This is a genomic window from Kitasatospora sp. NPDC057738 (assembly GCF_042798815.1).
Classification (GTDB): domain Bacteria; phylum Actinomycetota; class Actinomycetes; order Streptomycetales; family Streptomycetaceae; genus Kitasatospora; species Kitasatospora lactacystinica.
Genome location: NZ_JBHVJT010000066.1, coordinates 38,759 through 57,204, shown reverse-complemented (window position 1 = coordinate 57,204; position 18,446 = coordinate 38,759). Strand labels below are relative to the sequence as shown.

Here is an 18,446-nt window from a genome sequence, read left to right as displayed (position 1 = left end):
ATCCCGTGGGCGTTCCCTGAAGCGGACCCCTCCCAGACCCGTGGGTGGGGGGGGGGACCCCCACCCCCCCACCCCCCCCCCCCACCCCGCCGCGCTCCCGGAGACCGTACCGCGACCACCGGCACCGCCGACCGCGTGCACGGCTCCCCCAGACCGTACGCACCGCACTGCCAACGAGGCCCCGATGACCACACCCGCACCGTCACCCGTCCCGCCGGCGAGCGGCGCCCCCGGCCTGAGCGCCGAGGGCGTGTCCAAGCGCTTCGGCTCCGTCCGGGCCCTGGAGGACGTCACCCTCACCTTCCCGCCCGGCCGGGTCACCGCCCTGATGGGCGAGAACGGCGCCGGGAAGTCCACCCTGCTGCGCATCCTGACCGGCGACCACCGCCCCACCGAGGGGCGCGTGCTGCTGGACGGCGAGGCCGTGGACCTGCAGTCCCCCCAGGACGCCCGCCGCGCCGGGATCCGGATCATCCCGCAGGAACCCGAGATCATCCCGCACGTCCCGGTCGCCGAGAACGTCTACGCCGGCTCGCTGCCCCGCCGGGCCGGACGCCGCCTGGACCGCGCCGAGCTGCGCCGCCGCATCACCGCGGACCTGGCCCGCCTCGGCTTCGACAAGGTCCTCGACCCCGACCTGCTCGGGTCCGAACTCACCGCCGCGCAACGCCAGTTGGTCGAGATCATGCGGGCCCTGACCGGCGCCGTCCCGCCGCGGGCGATCGCCTTCGACGAGCCCACCTCCTCGCTCTCCGAGCACGAGGTCGAGGCCCTGTTCGCCCTGATCGGGCGGCTGCGCGACGAGGGCATCGCCGTCGTCTACGTCTCCCACCGGATGAAGGAGATCTTCCGGCTCGCCGACCGCATCGCCGTGCTGCGAGACGGCCGGGTCGCCGGGGTGGTCGAGGCCGCCGCCACCGACGAGAGCGAACTCGTCCGGCTCATGGTCGGCCGCGACCTGTCCTCGCTGTTCGTCCGCCAGCAGGTCGCCACCGACCGCGTCGTGCTGGACGTCCGCGACCTCACCACCGACGACGTGCACGGCGTCAGCCTGACCGTGCGGGCCGGCGAGGTCGTGGCGCTGGCCGGCCTGATCGGCGCCGGACGCTCCGAACTCGCCCTCGCCCTGGCCGGCGACGCCCCGATCCACTCCGGCACGGTGGCCCTCAACGGCGAGGTCCTGCGGCTGAAGGACCCGCGCGCCGCCATCGCCGCCGGCATCGGCCTGGCCCCCGAGGAGCGCAAGGCCCAGGCCCTGTTCCTGCAGCGCACGATCCGCGACAACACCTCGCTGGTCAGCCTGCGCCGGCTCAGCCGATGGCGGTTCGTCAAGCAGCGCCAGGAGAAGGCCCTCGCCCAGGAGTACGCCGACCGGCTGCGCGTGCGCGCGCCCTCCGTCGAGGCCGAGGTCCGCACCCTGTCCGGCGGCAACCAGCAGAAGGTCGTCCTCGCCCGCTGGCTCGCCCGCAAGCCCGACCTGCTGATCCTCGACGAACCCACCCGGGGCGTCGACATCGGCGCCAAGGCCGAGATCTACCAGATCATCGCCGACCTCGCCCGCGAGGGCACCGCCGTCCTGGTCATCTCCTCCGAACTGCCCGAAGTCCTCGGCCTCGCCGACCGGGTCGTGGTGATGCAGAACGGCCGCACGACCGGCGAGCTGACCCGTGACCGGGCGACGGAGGAGGCCGTCCTCGCCCTCGCCATGGCCGACGACCTCGCCATGGCCGACGACCTCGCCGCCACCACCACCGCCCAGACCGGAGAGACCCAGTGAACGAGCGCAGCGAGCGAACCATCGAAAGGCGCGCGTGGGCAAGTGCCCCTGCCGAGCGCAGCGAGGTGGGCGCATGACCACCGCCACTCCCCCGACCGCCCCGGTGCCGGACGCCGGGGCCCTGCCCGTCCGGTCCGGCGGCCCGCGCGCCCTGCTCGCCGCGATCGGCGGCCAGAACCTCAGCCTGATCGGCGCCCTCGTCGCCGTCGTCGCCCTGTTCGGCTCGCTCAACCCCAACTTCGTCGGCTGGGACAACATCCAGGTCATCGCCGAGGCCGCCACCATCTCCGGCCTGCTGGCCGTCGTGCAGACCGTCGTGATCATCTGCGGCGGCCTCGACATCTCGGTCGGCTCCCAGGCCGGCCTGGCCTCCGTCACCAGCGCCATGGTCTTCACCTCCACCGGCGCCGACCCGTACCTCGGCATCGGCGCCGCGCTCGCCATCGGCGCCGGCATCGGCCTGTTCAACGGCGTCGTGATCGTCTACGGCCGGGTCAACCCGACCATCGCCACCCTCGCCGGACTGGCCGCCTACAAGGGCGTCGCCCAGCTCGTCTCGGACGGCCGCGCCCAGGGCTACGTGCTCAACGACCCGGTCTTCGTCTTCCTCAGCCGCGGCAGGATCGCCGGTCTGCCGACCATGGTCTGGCTGCTGATCCTCACCGCCGTCGCCGTGCACGCCCTGCTCACCTACACCGACATCGGCCGCAACATCTACGCGATCGGCGGCAACGACACCGCCGCCCGCCTGGCCGGCATCAACCTCAACAAGTACCTGATCGCCGCCTACGCCCTCTCCGGCACCGTCGCGGCCCTGGCCGGCGTGCTGCTCACCGCTCGCACCGGCAGCGGCCAGCCGGTCTCCGGCAGCGAGGGCCTGGAGCTGCAGTCGATCACCGCGGCCGCCCTCGGCGGCTGTGCCCTCAAGGGCGGCAAGGGCAGCATCGGCGGCACCCTGCTCGCCGTCGCGCTGCTCGGCGCACTGCAGAACGGCCTCACCGTCCAGGGCATCAACGCCTTCTGGCAGAACGTCGCCCAGGGCTCCCTGCTGGTCGCCGCCGTCGTCATCCAGCAGCGCCGCAACCGCGAGCGGGCGGTCGGACTGCCCGCCTGAGCCCGGTCTCCCGTGCGCCGGCGCCCCACCGCCCGGCGCGCGGGAAACCGGCCCCTGAGCCGGCCCGACGCGTGCGGCGCCGGGCCGGCTCCCCTTCGGGGTGCGCCCCGCGGGCTCCCGGACCGGGCGCCCCGGCGCCCACCCCCCATGACGTCCGCCCCGGCCGTCCCCTGACCGGACCCGCCGCACAGTGGCAGCGGGTCCGGACTCGGCCGGAGGCGGAACGAGCGGTCGGCCGCCGAGGGTCGGCCGGACCGCGACCGGAACCGGCGGGGGGGGCCCCGGGGGGGGGGGCGGAGGGGGTGGGTCCTTTCCGTGTGGGGGGGTCGGGGGCCCGAAGGGAAGGGCTGCCAAGGGGGTTGGGGGCACACGGGGGCGTCGAGCGGCTCCCGGTGCGGTGCGTCCGGGCCCCCGCCGTACCGGCCGACCGGTCGGGTCGGGGCCCGCCGGGGTCCTGGGATACTGGATCATGTCGCGGCCGACGGCTCCCCGGTCACCGACGCGAACGCTCCGGCGCCCGGCCCGGCCCTCGGCGGTGGCACCGGTACGTCCGGACCGCGGCAGGGTCGGCCTGCCGGAGGAAGCGGGAGCGGTCAGGCACCCGTTCGATCGAAAGGGCCTTCGTGGCTGATCAGAGTTTGCTCGCCCCGCAGCGCCAGGCGCTGATCCTGGAGGCCATCCGCAAGGCCGGCGCGGTGCGCGTCGCCGAGCTGGTCGAGCAGTTCGGCGTGTCGGACATGACGATCCGCCGCGACCTGGACGCACTGGTGCGCCAGGGAGACGTGCAGAAGGTCCACGGCGGGGCCATCGCGGTGGGGACCGCCAGCACGGACGAACCCGGCTTCGACGTGAAGTCCGGGCTGGAGGAGGGCACCAAGGCCGCCCTGGCCGACGCCGCGGCGCAGCGGGTGGAACCGGGCAGCGTGGTGGCGCTGTCCGCCGGCACCACCACCTACGCGGTCGCCTCCCGGCTGCTGGAGGTCCCGGGGCTGACGGTCGTCACCAACTCCCTGCGGATCGCGGACCTGCTGTGGGCAGCGGAAAGCGACGGAGCGGAGACCGTTCCGTCGCTGCTGTTGACCGGTGGGGCGCCGACCCGCTCCGCGGCCCTGGTGGGCTCCCTCGCGGACCAGACGATCCGCACGCTCCACGTGGACCTGCTCATCCTCGGCGTGCACGGCGTCAGTGAGCAGGCCGGACTCACCACCCCCAACCTCGCCGAGGCGCAGACCAATCGGGCCCTGATCGCCTCGGCCCGCCGCACCGTCGTGGTCGCCGACCACACCAAGTGGGGCGTCGTCGGCCTGAGCAGCTTCGCGACCCTGACGGAGGTCGACTGCTTCATCACCGACGACGCCCTCCCCGCGGCGGCCCGCAGCGCGCTCGCCGAGGCGGTCGGCGAACTCGTCGTGGTACCGGCCGCCGGCTGACCGGACACTCCGGGCCCCGCCCGGTCAGGCCAGTCGACGCGCCCCCGCCGAGGGGACGGCGGTGAAGGCGACGGGTGCGGCGAAGCCGGCGGAGCCGAAGGCCGACCGCACCGCGTCCGCGACCGCTGCCACGTCCGCCGCGGCCACCAGGGCGATGACGGAGCCGCCGAAGCCGCCGCCGGTCATCCGGGCGCCCAGCGCCCCGGCGGCCACGGCGGCCTCGACCGCGAGGTCCGTCTCGGGGCAGGAGACCCGGAAGTCGTCGCGCAGCGAGGCGTGTCCGGCGGTCAGGACCGGCCCCAGTGCGGCGATCCGGCCGCCGTCCAGGTGCTCGATCGCCTCGGCCACCCGCCGGTTCTCGGTGACCACGTGCCGCACCAGCGGGGCGAGTTCCCCGGGGAGGCGCTCCAGGGCCGCGGTGAGGCCGGCGGCCGGCAGGTCGCGCAGCGCGGCCAGGCCGAGCAGGTCGGCGGCACGCTCGCAGCCGGCCCGCAGGGCGGCGTAGGCGCCGTCGCCGAGGTCGTGCTTGACCCGGGTGTCGATCACCAGCAGCCGGAAGCCGGCCGCCTCCAGGTCGAGCGGGACGTGGCGCCGCTCCAGCGTCCGGGTGTCGAGGAGCAGCGCGGCCCCGTCCGTGCAGCAGGCGGAGGCCATCTGGTCCATCACCCCGCAGGGCACGCCGACGAAGGCGTTCTCGGCCCGCTGGGCGACCAGGGCGAGGTCCGGCGCGGACAGGCCGAGCCCGTACAGGTCGTTCAGGGCGGCGGCCGTGGCGCACTCCAGGGCGGCGGAGGAGGAGAGCCCGGCGCCGGCCGGCACGTCGCTGTCGACGGAGAGGTCGGCGCCGCCGATCGCGTGTCCGGCCTCGGCGAGGGCCCAGAACACGCCGGCCGGGTAGGCGGCCCAGCTGGTGACGACCCCGGGGGCCAGGCCGTCGAGCGCGAGGTCGGTGATGGTGCCGTCGCCCTGGGTGCTGTGGAGCCGCACCCGGCCGTCCGCACGGCGGCGGGCGGTGACCCTGGTGGTGTGCGGGAGGGCGATGGGCAGGACGAAGCCGTCGTTGTAGTCGGTGTGCTCACCGATCAGGTTCACCCGGCCGGGCGCGGCCCACACGCCGCTCGGCCGGGCGCCGTGGACGGCCTCGAAGTCGGTGGCGGCCCGGTCGATCATCTGCTCGGCTCCCGTACGTCGTGCGTGTGCGTTGTGTCGGCTCCCGCCGGCGCTTCCATCGGCGGACGGGAGTTGATTTCGACATAATCAAACATCATCGGCCGCCACAGTCAACACCTGCGGATTTCTCATCGCGGCGCGGACCGGAAGCGGCGCCTGATGACCTGCCAGCAGGTCTACACCTGTTGACAAACGATCGGATATGTTTGATTCTGTTGGAGATCGGCACAGGCTGGCCGAACTCCCCCGCAGAAGGAGCACAGCGGTGCACAAGACCGCGACCAAGTTGGCCGACGGCCGCGAACTCGTCTACTACGACCAGGAGTTCGGCACGGCCCGGACCGCCGTGGACGAACGCCCGCTGGAACCCTCCGCGAGCCTCTCCGAGACCCGGCTCGACCCGGTGCTCGGCGAGTGGGTGACCGTCGCCGCCCACCGTCAGCAGCGGACCTACCACCCCCCGGCCGGCGAGTGCCCGCTCTGCCCCTCCCGGGACGGCCGGCTGAGCGAGGTCCCGGCGGCCGACTACCAGGTCGTGGTCTTCGAGAACCGCTTCCCCTCGCTCGCTCCGGACTCCGCCGCCCACGTCACCGCCCACGAGGACGACCCCCTGCGCACCCTGCGGCCGGGCACCGGCCGCTGCGAGGTGGTCTGCTTCGCCCCCGACCACGACGCCTCCTTCGCCGACCTGGACGAGGCCAGGGCCCGCCTGGTGCTGGACGCCTGGACCGACCGCACGGCCGAACTGTCGGCCCGGCCCGAGGTCCGGCAGGTGTACTGCTTCGAGAACCGCGGCGAGGAGATCGGCGTCACCCTGGCCCACCCGCACGGGCAGATCTACGCCTTCCCCTTCGTCCCCTCCCGCACCGCCCGGATGATCGGCCGCGCCGAGGCGTACCGGGCGAGCACCGGCCGGAACCTCTTCGAGGACCTCGTCGCCGCCGAACGGGCCGCCCCCGAGCGGCTGGTGCTCCGGGGCGAGCACTGGACGGCCTTCGTGCCCTTCGCCGCCCGCTGGCCGTACGAGGTCCACCTCTACCCCAACCGCCGGGTGCGCGACCTCACCGCGCTGGACGAGGCCGAGCGCGCCGAGTTCCCCGGCCTCTACCTCGACCTGCTGCGCCGCTTCGACCGGCTGTTCCCCGCTCCCGCCGGCGCCGCGCCGAACCGGACCCCGTACATCTCCGCCTGGCACCAGGCGCCGAAGGACGGCGGCGACGAACTCGCCCTGCACCTGGAGCTGTTCACCGTCCGGCGCGCTCCCGGCAAGCTCAAGTACCTGGCGGGCGTGGAATCCGGACTCGACGCCTTCGTCACCGACGTGAGCCCGGAGGCCGCCGCCGCGCGGCTGCGCGAGGCCGCGGCCGGCTGACCCGGCCCACAGGAGGACCCCGGCGCGGCCGTCGAACGAGCCGTGCCGGGGTCAGGGTCAAAATCGGGGCCGGGATCGGAATCGGGGCGAGGACGCGCCGCCGGCGGCTCGGGCCGACCGGCGGTCTCGTCGTCCGCGCGGGCCCCGACGTCCTCCCGGGTTCCGTGCGCGTTCGTGCGTGCGGTCCGGTCCGACGGAAATGCCGGGCTCCCGGGGACAGCCCCGGGAGCCCGGCATCAGGACCGCCCCCGCGGGACCGCCCTGCGGGCCCGGGTCAGGAGATCGACCACCGCTGCAGCGGCGATCCGGTGTCCGGCTCCTGCGTCACCGCGGCGCCGTCGGCGCCGGAGGCGGTGGTGAGCAGCAGGCCGCTGTGGGCCGAGGTGACGGTGTACGAGCCGTCGGCCGTCGGCCGGACGTTCCAGTGCTGGTTGGCGCCGCCGCTGCATGGCCACTGGATCACCTGGGCGCCCGCGGCCGTGGAGCCGCCGCTGACGTCGGCGCACATCGACGAGAGGCCGTTGACCAGCTCGTACGAGCCGTCGGGCTGGGGGCGGAACTGCCAGAGCTGGTTGCTGCCGCCGGAGGCGGTCCAGGTGATGAGGGGGTTGCCGGCGGCGGTGCTGCTGTCGGCGTCGTCGAGGGCCTTGCCGCCCGTGGTCAGGGTGTGGTTGCCGCTGAGGTCCGGCTCGACGGTCCAGGTGAAGACGGCCGAGGCGCTCGCGGTGCCGGAGGAGGCGGTGACGGTGACCTTCGAGACTCCGGGCCCGGTCGGGGTGCCGGTGATCAGACCCGAGGGGCTGACGGAGAGCCCGGCGGGCAGCCCGGACCCCGTGAAGGTGAGCGGCTTGCCGGCGCTGTCGGTGGCGCCGAGCTGGACGGAGACGGCCTTGCCCGCGGTGCCGGCCTGGTCACCGGGGGCGGTGAGGACGACCGCCTCGGGGGCCGTGCCGGTCGGGGCGAGGGCGAGGGTCTGCTCGGCCGCCGTGCGGCCGCCGCCGACCGTGCCGCCGGTGGTGTCGCTCCAGGAGCGGGCGGGCACGGTCTCGGCGAGCCGGCCCGAGGTGCCGGACATGCCGATCACCAGGCCGCTGTACCGGTTCACCAGCTGGAACCGGCCCTTCCCGGCCTTGCTGGGGAGGATGAACCACTGCTGCCCGACGGTGACGTTCCCGCCGGCGGCGCCGGTGGCGGTCAGCGCGGCGCCCCAGGCCCGGCCCGCCGTCGAGGTGGCGTCGACGCCCAGCAGCTGACCGGTGGCGGTGTTGACGATCCGGTAGGAGCCGTCGCCCTCGGCCAGGAACCGCCAGGACTCGCGGGCGGAGCCGGCCGCCTTGGCCGTGGAGGTGACGGCGGAGCCGCCGGCGCTCTGGGCGAGGACCCGGCCGTTGCCGCTCTGGATCCGGTAGGTCCTGGTCAGGTCGACCGGCGCGGCGGCCGGCGCGGAGGAGCCGACGGTCAGCTCGACGTACTGGCCCTCCGAGCCGGCGCAGCCGAAGGAGCAGTACTGCCGGAAGGTCTTCCCGACGATCGTGGAGCCGGTCAGACTGGCGCTGTCCAGGAACCAGCGGTACCAGGAGGCGGTGTGGTAGCTGCCGGTGTCGCCGAGCAGGGTCCACTTCTGGGTGGCCAGGTCCTTGGTGGCGTAGATCTGCTGCGGGGCGTTGCCGCTCTGGTCGACGGCCTGCGGAGTGCCGATGTAGAGGCCCAGATAGGCGTCGTAGCTGATGTTCATGACGAACAGCGGTGTGCTCGGGGCGAGCGTGCCGGCCGCGATCTGCTGGCTGACGGTGCCGGGGTTGGCGGGGTTGTACTCCTTGGCCGGCGGGAGGTACCCGGTGGGGTTGGCGCCGTCGGCGGGCACCATGTCGCTCTCCAGGCCTCCGGCCCCGGGCTGCGACCACGCGCCGTCGTACCACTTCTGCCAGCTGCCCGGCGCCATCTTGGCGGACATCGGGGCCCGCGCGACGTGCTGCTGGAACGCGCCCCAGCTGCCGCCCTTGTCGACGATCCGGGAGCCGTAGAAGACGTAGAAGTATCCGGAGGCGGTGTCCGCGAACAGCCGCTGGTCGCCGTCGCCGTAGGAGAAGGTCTGCTGCGGGAAGGCCGCGGTGTCGCCTCGCGTGGTGCTGTACGGCGAGGTGAGCACGTGGTCCCTGATGGTCCAGGTCCGGCCCTGGTCGGTGGAGACGGCGTAGTCGATCGCGTCGTAGTGCAGGCCGTCGCCGAAAGGCTGGGGGGTGAACTCGTTGTGCACCAGCCCGTACCAGGCCCCGCTGTCCGGGTCGACCCAGACCCCGGCCAGGTCGCAGTAGTTCCGCTGGGCGTAGTGCGAACCCTGCGGCGCGTAGCTGGACTGCCGTCCGGTGGGGCTGTTGTTGCAGCGTGCGGTGGTGTCGTCGTTGCGGTCCGACGGGTCGGCGGGGTTGACGGCGTCGCTGATCGCGGCGGACCTGGTGGCGCTGTCGAAGTCCCGGCCGGTGAAGAAGCTCCACTTCCGGGAGTCGTTCGCGCCGTACAGCGAGTGCGACTGCTGGAAGTAGAACGTACCGTCCTTGTCGATGTAGGGACTGGCCTGGGTGTCGTCGGGGTAGGCGTACGAGCCTGTCCTGCCGACCGAGACCGTGTACGTGGCGGGGGCCGGCTTGCCGGCGGCAGGTGTGTCGGCGGGCGCCGGGGTGGCGGCCAGGGTTCCGGCGCCGAGTGCCGCCAGGGCGGTGGCGGCGAGGACGCGGGTCCATCGGGTGCGTAGAGGTGGCACTGGTACTCCTCTTCCGTGGCGGGGCGCACGGTTGCGCCCCTGCTGTGGGGGGTGCGGAACGGGAGAGTGGTCCGGGGGAGGCGGGCGGTCAGCCGTCCGCCATGCGGAAGTCGTACTGCGGGGGCACCGGTGTGCCGGGGTGGACGGCGAGCCAGAGGGTGTCCAGGGAGAGCTCGCCCTCGCGCATGGTGTCGACCTGGATGCCCTCGGCCAGCAGCCGTCGGACCCGGTCGTCGTCGCCGCGGGCGTGCGCCGCCTCAGCCTCGGCCAGCCTGATCCGGCCGTGCGCCCGGTCGGCCGGGGAGAGCGCCTCGATCAGCGCGAGTGCCTCGGCGGGGCGCTCGGCGCGCCGCAGCGACTCCAGCGTCTCGATCGTCAACTCCCGCAGTTCCGGACGGAGTCGGTGGGCCGAGAGCATGAGGTCGGCGGCCTCCCGCGCCTGCGGGGCGAGGAGGGCGAGCGCGCGCAGCGCCCAGGGCGAGGGCTGGACGGCGACGGAGTGCTCGAACGCCTCGCGGGCGGACTCCCGCTCCCCGTCGGCCAGGCGCAGCAGCCCGAGCTGGTACAGCGCGTGCCAGTCCGTGGCGTTCGCCTCCAGCGGCCGCCGCCAGTGCGCCCCGGTGACCGGCTCGGCCGGCGGGTCGCAGACCGGGAGCGTGCCGGTCTTCAGGAGCTGCCGCCAGGGTTCCTGGGCGGCCGCCGGCTCGCCGAAGGGCAGGGCGGGCGAGGCGGGCAGGGCACCGGCCTCGATCTCCAGCGCGGCCCAGCCGCCACCCTCGGACAGCACCTCCTCGGGCGCGCCGAACTCCCCGGCCCGGGCGTCGGCCCGCTCCAGCTCCAGCGGCGGGAGCAACCGGTCCAGCGCCTCGCCGGCGGCCTTCCGGGCAGCGTCCCAACTCCCGTGCACGGCCGTGGGATCGGCCTGCAGCAGCCCGTACGCCTCGGTCCACGACCAGGTGGCTCCGGCGGGCATCGGCAGGTGCTCCAGCTGGGTGCGGGCCAGGCCCGCCTGGATCTCCAGGTAGGCGGAGTCCGGGCCGGAGAGCCACTCCTGCCAGTGCCTGCCGCCGGTGCCGGTGCCCCAGCAGAACAGCTTGCGGCCGCGCAGCCGGGCGGTGGAGGTCTGGACGAGCCCGGCACCGGTGCCGTCCAGCGCGGCGATCCAGGGGCGTTCGCCGCCGGGGAGGTCGAGGAAGTAGTCCGCGGCGCGCGCCGCACGGCCGGGGTAGCTGCGGTCGGCGCCGTCGACCTCCGGGAAGGGCACCCGGCGCAGGTCGCTGACGTAGTCGCAGTGGAAGGCGTGGTCGGCCGGGCCGAGGACGCGCACGTCCCGGTCCTGGGGCACGGCGATGTTGGACCACCAGTAGACCGGCGTCTCGGTCGGCGCGGGGTTGTGCACGGCGATGCGGACGTAGAGCACCGGGGAGCCGGCGGGCAGCCAGGTGTCCATCCGCAGCACCAGGCGCCGCAGCCGCTCGAAGGCGTACATCCGCAGGCCCGGGGTGCCGTCGGGCGCGCTCACCCGGACGGCGTGCAGCGGCTCGCAGGTCAGCGGCCAGTGCCCGGTGGCGCCGAGGTTCCACTCCACCCCGCCGGCCAGCCAGGCGTCGCGCAGGGCGAGGTTGGCGGGCTGCAGGATCCGGTTGCGGTGCAGCAGCTCCCGCCCGGTGGAGCGGTGGACCAGGGACCACAGCCGCCCGCCGAGGGAGGGCAGGAAGGTCGCGGTGAGGGTCTCGTTCTCCAGTACCACGCACGGGAGTTCGCGCTCGGTGCGGACGCGGTCGTACCCGCCCTGCCGGGTGTACGGCAGCAGGGTGTCGGGCACCCCGTAGGCCAGGTTGCGGCGCATCTCGTCGTCGACCCCGGCGCCGGCGCCGGTCTGCCGGGGCAGGCCGTGCAGGATCGGCAGGGTGCCGCCGACCGGATCGGGGGTCCCGTGGATGCGGAGCGGGTCGGTGCGCAGGGTCGAGGTCACTTGCCGATCCCAACTGTCATGCCCTGGATGATCCGCGAGCCCATCCAGGAGAAGAGCGCGATCATCGGGGCGAGGATGATGCAGACCCCGGCGAACATCGTGCCGAAGTCCAGGCCGTTGAACTGCTGTGCCGCGACGAACGAGGAGAGCGCCACCGGGAGGGTGGTCGTCCCCTGGCTGTTCGTCAGGACGAGGGCGAACAGGGTCTCGTTCCAGGCGGTGATGAACTGCAGGAGGAAGGCGGTGACCAGCCCGCCCCGGGCGACCGGGAGCACCACCTGGACGAAGGTGCGCAGCGGGCCGGCGCCGTCCAGGACGGCGGCCTCCTCCAGCACGCCGGGGATGCCGCGGAAGAAGCCGGTCAGCAGGAAGACGGTGAACGGCATCGCCAGGCCGACGTAGACCAGGCCGAGGCCGAGGTCGCTGTCGGTCAGGTCCACCCGGGACAGGCCGATGAACAGCGGCACCACCAGGACCTGGCCGGGCACGCCGAGGCCCATGGCGAAGCTCATCGTCAGTGCCGAGGAGGTCCGCGAGCGGCGCCGGGCGAGGGCGTAGGCGCAGGGGGCGGCGAGGGCGACGGCGACCACGGAGGAGAGGCCGGCGGTGAGCACGCTGTTGAGGGCCGCCCGCGCGAAGCCGCCCTCGTCGAGCGCGGTGGTGTAGTTGCCGGTGTCCGGGCTGGTCGGCAGGCCGAAGCCGTGCCGCAGGATGTCGGGGCCGCTGCGCAGCGAGGTCAGCAGGATCCACAGGACCAGCAGCAGGTCGGCGGCGACGACGATCCAGACGGCGGTCGTGCCGATCCTGCTCGCGAGTCCGGTGGGTCGGTTACTGCGTCGCACGGGAGGGACCTTTCCGGTTGGGTGCGGGGAGCCGGGACGCGAGGGTCAGTACTCGATCGGTTCGCGGCGCAGCAGGCGGCGCAGCACGACGGTGATCAGGGTGACCATGGCCAGGCTGACGATCGCGGCGGCGGTGGCCGTGCCCAGCCGGGGGACGGTGCCCTGCGGGAAGGCCTCGGCGTACACGTACACGGCGGTGTTCCAACTGCTCACCGGCGGATAGGCGTTGGTGCTTCCGCCGTAGAGCAGGATCAGCTCGAAGATCTTCACCGAGCTGACGGTCCACAGCACCGCGCAGACCGCGATGACGTCCCAGGCGCACGGCAGGGTGATGTGCCGGAAGCGCTGGAAGGCGCCGGCGCCGTCGAGTTCGGCCGCCTCGTAGAGGTAGTCGGGGATCTGGTCGACCGCCGCCATGATGATGGAGGTGTAGTAGCCGGTCGCCGTCCAGACCAGGGTGCCCAGGACCATCGGGAGCAGGTTGTCCGTCGACAGCCACTTGGGCGGTGTGGTCACCCCGAGGAGCTTCAGCGCCTGGTTGACCGGGCCGGTGGGCGAGAACAGGAACCCGGCGGCGATGCCGAAGACCATGCCGTTGACCAGCGAGGGGAAGAACAGCACCGACCGGGCGAACAGCCTGGCCCGCATCTCGCGCAGCACCAGGGTCAGCGCGAAGCTGAGCACGAAGGTGATCGTGCCTCCGACGACCATCAGTTCGAGCGTGTTGAACAGCGAGGTGCGGAACCTCGGGTCCTGGAACAGCAGGAGGTAGTTCCGCGGGCCGCGCCACTCCATCTCGCCCATGCCGTCCCACGCGTACAGGCTGGTCCACAGGGCGTAGCCGACCGGGGCGACGAACAGCACCGCGTACACGATCAGCGCGGGCGCGGTGAAGGGCCAGAACACCCGGCGGCGCTGGCGCTCCAGCGGGCCGACGCCGGAGCGGGCGGCGCGCTCGGACCGGCCCGGGACGGCGTCCGTCCGGGGCGGGTTGTCGATCGTCGTCGCCACCGTCAGCCCTGGGTCTGCCAGTAGGTGACCTGGTCGGCCTTGCACTTGGCGACGAACCGGTCGGCCGTGGTCTTGCCGTGCCAGAAGTCCAGGTAGTTCTCGTTCAGGACCTTGGGCAGCCAGCTGCCGGCCACCCCGTCGAAGCCGAGGCGCACGGTCGGGGCCTCCAGGGCCTTCTGGACGTCGGCCAGTTCGGCGGGGGCCGGGATGTCGCTGCGCGGGGTGAGGTTGAGCGCGGTGGTGGAGATCCCGGACAGGTGCTTCTTCTGCAGGAAGAAGGCGATGAACTTCTGTGCGGCGGCGGCGTTCTTGGCCCGCTTGGGGATCGCGAAGCCGAACAGGCCGGCATCCGGGGTCTTCGCGGTGGGCGGCAGCATCGACGCCGTCCTCCAGCCGGCCGGGACCTGATTGGCCACCTCGGCGGTGACGTAGTTGCCGTCCATGTAGAAGGCGGCCTTGCCGCCCGCCCAGTTGGTCTCCTGCGCGGGGTACTTGGTGGCGTCGTAGCCCTCGATCAGGTGGCCGCCCTTCACCAGCTGCTCCACCTGCTGCGCCGCGGCGAGGACCGCCGGATCGTCCCAGGTCGCGCCGGACTTGTCGGCGGCGAGCTGCGCGACGTTCACCCCCGCCCCGTTGAGCAGGTAGTCGAAGTACAGCGCGTTGCTCCAGGGGTCCTCGCCCTCGGAGGCGATGCACGCCTTCCCGGCCGTCTTCAGCGCGTCGCAGACCTTGAGCAGTCCGGCCCAGTCGGTGGGCGGACTGGGCATGGCGGCGGCGATCGCCGGGTCGGCCGCGTTGTAGAACATGGCGTTGGTGACCACCTCGTACGGGATCACGTAGTGGTTGGAGCCGGACGGGTCCTTCGGCAGCATCTCGAAGTACTTGGCCGGGACGACCTGGGAGACCGGGACGTTCTCCTCGGGCACCTGCAGCTGCAGCACCGGCGAGAGGTCCAGTGCCTGGCCGGCCGCGGCGGTGGTGCCGTAGACCTTGTCGTCGGACTCGTCCCACAGGTCCGGGGCCCGGTTGGCGGCGATCGCCGGTCCGATCTTCTTGGCGATGTCCCGGCCCGCCCAGGTGACGTCCACCTTGGCGCCGGTGGTGGCGGTGAAGTCGTCGATCGCGGCCTTCAGCACCTTGGCCTGCGGCTCGTCGGCGCGCCACATCGACCAGTAGGTGAAGCTGCCGGCGGCCTTCGCGCCGCCCTCCGAGCCGCTGCCGCAGGCGCTCGCTCCGAGCGCGAGGGCGACGGCGGTGGCCGCCCCGATGATGCGGGCGGCGGGCATGGTCGTTCTCCCCATGGGTGGTTCCTCTCGGAGGCGCGAGATGCCGCGCGGACGTGTCGTCAGCCGGGGCCCGAGGACGGGGAGCGGCTGGATGGCTGGGACGATACGGTCGGGTTGACCGGTAAATCAAGAGTCCTTGCAAAAACCTGCTCCGGACTGCGGCGCTTCGACACCGATTGCGCAAGGGGCTCTCAAGTTGCGCACCGGAGCTGGGGTTTGATCTACCTTGACGCCCCTTCACCGGTGCCCTACCTTTCACCGAAAGCAAGTTGACCGGTAAAGCCGAAGGATCCAGTCATGGTGACGATGCAGGACGTGGCCGAGCGCGCCGGGGTCACGAAGCAGACCGTCTCCAACGTCATCCGGGGGCGGGGGGCCGTGAGCCCGGCGACCGCGGCCCGGGTGCGCGCCGCGATCGGGGAACTGGGGTACACCCCCAACCTGGTCGCGCGCTCCCTCGCCACCGGCGCCACCCGGACGGTGGGCCTGCTGGTCCCCACGGTGACGGGCTCCTTCTACCCCGACATCGTCGAGGAGGTCGAGGACGTCCTCGACGCGAACGGCTACCACCTGCTGCTCTGCACGACCCGGCTCGACGGCGAGCGCGCCAAGCGGCACCTGGCGAGCCTGACCAGCCGCTCGGTGGACGCGCTGCTGATCGCCGGCGACCGGGACCTGATCGACCACCTGCCGCTGCTGGCCGAGGCCTCCTTCCCGGTCGCCCTGTGCGCCTGGGAGACCGACGCCCCCGACCGCTTCCCCGTGGTCACCATCGACTACGAGCGGGCCGGCCACCTGGCCGGGCGCCACCTGCGCGAACTCGGGCACGAGCGCGTCGCGGTGCTCGCCAGCCCCGACCACGCCCCGCGGGTGGCGGGCTTCCGGCGCGCCTTCGCCGGCGACGGCCTGACCGTCCCCGACCACGCCGTCCACACCGCGCGCGAACCCACCCCCGCGGGCGGCTTCGCCGCGGCGACGGCGGCGCTCACCGCCGACCCGACGATCACCGCGCTCTTCGCCACCCACGACGTCCTCGCCCTGGGGGCGCTGGAGGCCGCCCGGGAAGCGGGCCGCTCCGTGCCCCACGACCTGTCGATCGTCGGGCACGACGACAACCCGGAGGTCGGCGTGGCCCGACCGGCGCTCACCAGCGTGGCCATCCCCAAGCGGGAGATGGCCCGGGAAGCGGTCGAACTGCTGCTGCGCGCCCTCACCCGCTCCGGCAGCCCGGCCAACTCGATCCAGCTGCTGCGCCCCGAGCTCGTCGTCCGCGACAGCACCGGCCCGGTCGGTGGCCGTTGAACCGGCCCAACCCGGGGAGCCGCCCCCGGAGGCGAGCGCACCGCTCCCGTTCCGGGCGGTTCCACGCAGCTCCGCGCAAAGATCGTCCCTCGCACGAACGGCACTAGACTTCCGCCATGCTCAAAGCTGACCGCACCTCCCGGATCCTCACGCACCTCACCGAGACGGGCAGCGCCGACGTGCACGAGCTGGCCGGGCTCCTGCGGGTGTCGGCGGCCACCGTCCGCCGGGACCTGCAGGAACTCCACGACCAGGGCCTGCTGCACCGCACCCGCGGCGGGGCGGTCACCGGCGCCGTCAACCTCGAACTGCCGCTGCGCCACAAGCACGGCACGCGGCAGGCGGAGAAGCGCCGGATCGCCCTGGCGGCCGACCGGTTGGTGCCAGACGGCGCGGTGGTCGGCCTGACCGGCGGCACCACGACCAGCGAGCTGGCCCGCGTCCTGGCCGAACGCGGCGGGATCACCATCGTGACCAACGCCGTCAACATCGCGGCCGACCTGATCGTCCGGCCGGACATCCGCCTGGTGGTGGTCGGCGGCATCGCCCGGACCACCAGCTACGAACTGGTGGGGCCGGCCGCCGACCGGATGCTCGCCCAGTACCACCTCGACATCGCGTTCATCGGCGTGGACGGCCTGACCCCCCAGGAGGGCTGCACCACGCACGACGAGATGGAGGCCCAGACCGACCGCGCGTTCCTGCGCAGCAGCGCGCGGTCGGTCGTCCTCGCCGACAGCAGCAAGATCGGCCGGGTCACCTTCGCCCGGATCTGCCCGCTCTCCGAGGTCCACGACCTGGTCACCGACGCCGAGGTCACGGCGGAGCAGGAGGAGGCGATCGCCGCCGACGGGGTACGGGTCCTGCGCGCCTGACGCCGGGCCGCCGGCCCCACGGGCCCGGGTCCCGAAAGTCGGGAAGCCCGGAAGTCGCAGACCCCGGATCCCGCGGGCCCGGATCCCGCACCTCCTCACGCAACGCCCGGCCGGGCCTCCCGGCCGGGCGTTTCTGTCACCGCAACGGTTGACATGAACTCACTAACACAGGAAGCTCTTTCGCACCTGCGCAGAATCAGCGTGTATCAAGCATCTCCGATCACCCATCAAGCGCATACGAAGGCGGTAACTGCGGTGGACAAACGTGTGCCGGCCCTCCTCACGGTGTGCGCCCTCGGCGCCCTCGCCCTCACCTCCTGCGGCAGCGGCAGTGGCGGCGGCACGGACGCCGACGGCAAGGTGACGCTCAAACTGGTCGCCGCCGACTACGGCGACAAGGAGTCCAACAGCTCCAAGGCCTACTGGAACGGCGTCGCCTCCGCCTTCACCGCCGCCAACCCCGACATCAGGGTCGACGTCCAGGTGGTGAACTGGAACGACATCGACCAGCAGGTCAAGACGATGATCCAGAGCGGCAACGTACCGGACGTCCTGCAGACCGGCGGCTACGCCGACAAGGTCGCCGACGACCTCCTCTACAAGGCGCAGGACGTCCTGTCGCCCGCCACCCGCAGCAACCTGATCGACAGCTTCGCCAAGGCCGGCGAGGTCAAGGGCGTGCAGTACGGCATACCGTTCGTCTCCTCCACCCGGCTCCTGTTCTACAACAAGGCGATCCTCCGGCAGGCCGGCATCACCCAACCCCCCACCACCTGGGAGGAGTTGCGCAAGGACGCCGAGCAGATCAAGGCCGCGGCGCCCGGCGTCACCCCGTACGCGCTGCCGCTCGGCCCGGAGGAGGCCCAGGGCGAGAGCATGCTCTGGGAACTCGGCAACGGCGGCGGCCCCACCGACAAGGACGGCGGGTACACCCTCGACAGCCAGGCCGACATCGACACCTTCTCCTGGCTCAAGTCCAACCTCGTGGGCCCCGGCCTCACCTACCCCAACCCGGCCACCACCGACCGCAAGACCGCCTTCGCCGACTTCGCCGCGGGCAAGGCCGCCATGCTCAACGGCCACCCGTCACTGATCCGGATGGCCCAGGCGGGCAAGGTCGACTACGGAGTGGCCCCCGTCCCCGGCAAGGCGGGCCCGCTCACCAGCACCCTCGGCGTCGCGGACTGGACGATGGCCTTCAAGAAGAACGGCCACCGCGAGCAGATCAGGAAGTTCCTCGACTTCGCGTACACCGAGGACAACATGCTCCGGTTCGACGAGACCTACAACCTGATGCCGGTCACCCAGGACACGCTGCGCGCGATGACCACCGGCGGCAAGCACCCGGACCTCGAACCGTTCTTCGCCCCGCTGCCGCACGCCGCCTTCTACCCGCTGGGCGACACCAGTTGGGACGTCGTCTCGGCCGAGCTCAAGAAGAGCGTCGGCAGCGCCGTCTCCGGCGACCCGGCCAAGGTGCTCGGCGACCTGCAGAAGAAGGCCCAGGACGCCGTCGCCGACAAGTGACCCC

The 18,446-nt window shown here is 73.0% G+C and carries 13 protein-coding genes; 7 read left to right on the top strand and 6 right to left on the bottom strand.

Annotated features, from left to right (window positions below; genetic code table 11):
- The first annotated feature begins 184 nt into the window (after positions 1-184).
- From ACFVGO_RS29815 to ACFVGO_RS29805, 3 genes are all read left to right on the top strand, one after another.
- On the top strand, positions 185-1,777 hold the full coding sequence (locus ACFVGO_RS29815; protein ID WP_380635108.1) for a sugar ABC transporter ATP-binding protein: 1,593 nt from the start codon (positions 185-187) through the stop codon (positions 1,775-1,777).
- A 73-nt stretch (positions 1,778-1,850) separates the two neighbouring features.
- A complete protein-coding gene (locus tag ACFVGO_RS29810) occupies positions 1,851-2,891 on the top strand; it encodes an ABC transporter permease (protein WP_359915158.1) in 1,041 nt (346 codons plus the stop codon).
- Positions 2,892-3,514: 623 nt separating this feature from the next.
- On the top strand, positions 3,515-4,321 hold the full coding sequence (locus ACFVGO_RS29805) for a DeoR/GlpR family DNA-binding transcription regulator (RefSeq protein ID WP_359907383.1): 807 nt from the start codon (positions 3,515-3,517) through the stop codon (positions 4,319-4,321).
- 24 nt (positions 4,322-4,345) lie between these two features.
- Here the strand turns inward: ACFVGO_RS29805 and galK are convergent, their stop codons facing one another.
- Positions 4,346-5,491, bottom strand: coding sequence for a galactokinase (galK, locus tag ACFVGO_RS29800; protein WP_359907386.1), 1,146 nt, complete (start codon positions 5,489-5,491; stop codon positions 4,346-4,348).
- A gap of 265 nt (positions 5,492-5,756) precedes the next feature.
- Between galK and galT the strand changes: the two genes are divergently transcribed.
- The gene (gene galT / locus ACFVGO_RS29795; RefSeq protein ID WP_380635105.1) at positions 5,757-6,863 is read left to right on the top strand and encodes a galactose-1-phosphate uridylyltransferase; all 1,107 of its coding nucleotides are present in this window, start codon (positions 5,757-5,759) and stop codon (positions 6,861-6,863) included.
- Between the two features lie 274 nt (positions 6,864-7,137).
- On the opposite strand, the gene ACFVGO_RS29790 is transcribed toward galT, so the two are convergent.
- From ACFVGO_RS29790 to ACFVGO_RS29770, 5 genes are all read right to left on the bottom strand, one after another.
- A complete protein-coding gene (locus tag ACFVGO_RS29790; RefSeq protein WP_380635103.1) occupies positions 7,138-9,624 on the bottom strand; it encodes an RICIN domain-containing protein in 2,487 nt (828 codons plus the stop codon).
- Between the two features lie 88 nt (positions 9,625-9,712).
- Positions 9,713-11,599 (bottom strand): DUF5107 domain-containing protein, encoded by a 1,887-nt coding sequence (locus tag ACFVGO_RS29785; protein ID WP_380635101.1) that lies wholly within the window; start codon positions 11,597-11,599, stop codon positions 9,713-9,715.
- Positions 11,596-12,441: a carbohydrate ABC transporter permease gene (locus tag ACFVGO_RS29780; RefSeq protein WP_359907397.1), complete on the bottom strand. Its 846-nt coding sequence runs from the start codon at positions 12,439-12,441 to the stop codon at positions 11,596-11,598. The genes ACFVGO_RS29785 and ACFVGO_RS29780 overlap by 4 nt, the downstream gene beginning before the upstream one ends.
- Before the next feature lie 45 nt (positions 12,442-12,486).
- The gene (locus ACFVGO_RS29775) at positions 12,487-13,452 is read right to left on the bottom strand and encodes a sugar ABC transporter permease (protein WP_359907399.1); all 966 of its coding nucleotides are present in this window, start codon (positions 13,450-13,452) and stop codon (positions 12,487-12,489) included.
- Between the two features lie 2 nt (positions 13,453-13,454).
- On the bottom strand, positions 13,455-14,753 hold the full coding sequence (locus ACFVGO_RS29770; RefSeq protein WP_359907401.1) for an ABC transporter substrate-binding protein: 1,299 nt from the start codon (positions 14,751-14,753) through the stop codon (positions 13,455-13,457).
- Positions 14,754-15,035: 282 nt separating this feature from the next.
- Between ACFVGO_RS29770 and ACFVGO_RS29765 the strand changes: the two genes are divergently transcribed.
- The 3 genes from ACFVGO_RS29765 to ACFVGO_RS29755 all read left to right on the top strand — a co-directional run bounded on the left by ACFVGO_RS29765 (position 15,036) and on the right by ACFVGO_RS29755 (position 18,442).
- Entirely contained in the window at positions 15,036-16,040 is a 1,005-nt protein-coding gene (locus ACFVGO_RS29765) for a LacI family DNA-binding transcriptional regulator (protein ID WP_380352787.1), read from the top strand.
- A 116-nt stretch (positions 16,041-16,156) separates the two neighbouring features.
- A complete protein-coding gene (locus tag ACFVGO_RS29760) occupies positions 16,157-16,915 on the top strand; it encodes a DeoR/GlpR family DNA-binding transcription regulator (RefSeq protein ID WP_359907407.1) in 759 nt (252 codons plus the stop codon).
- A 255-nt stretch (positions 16,916-17,170) separates the two neighbouring features.
- Positions 17,171-18,442: an extracellular solute-binding protein gene (locus ACFVGO_RS29755; RefSeq protein ID WP_380635097.1), complete on the top strand. Its 1,272-nt coding sequence runs from the start codon at positions 17,171-17,173 to the stop codon at positions 18,440-18,442.
- The last annotated feature ends 4 nt before the right edge of the window (positions 18,443-18,446 follow it).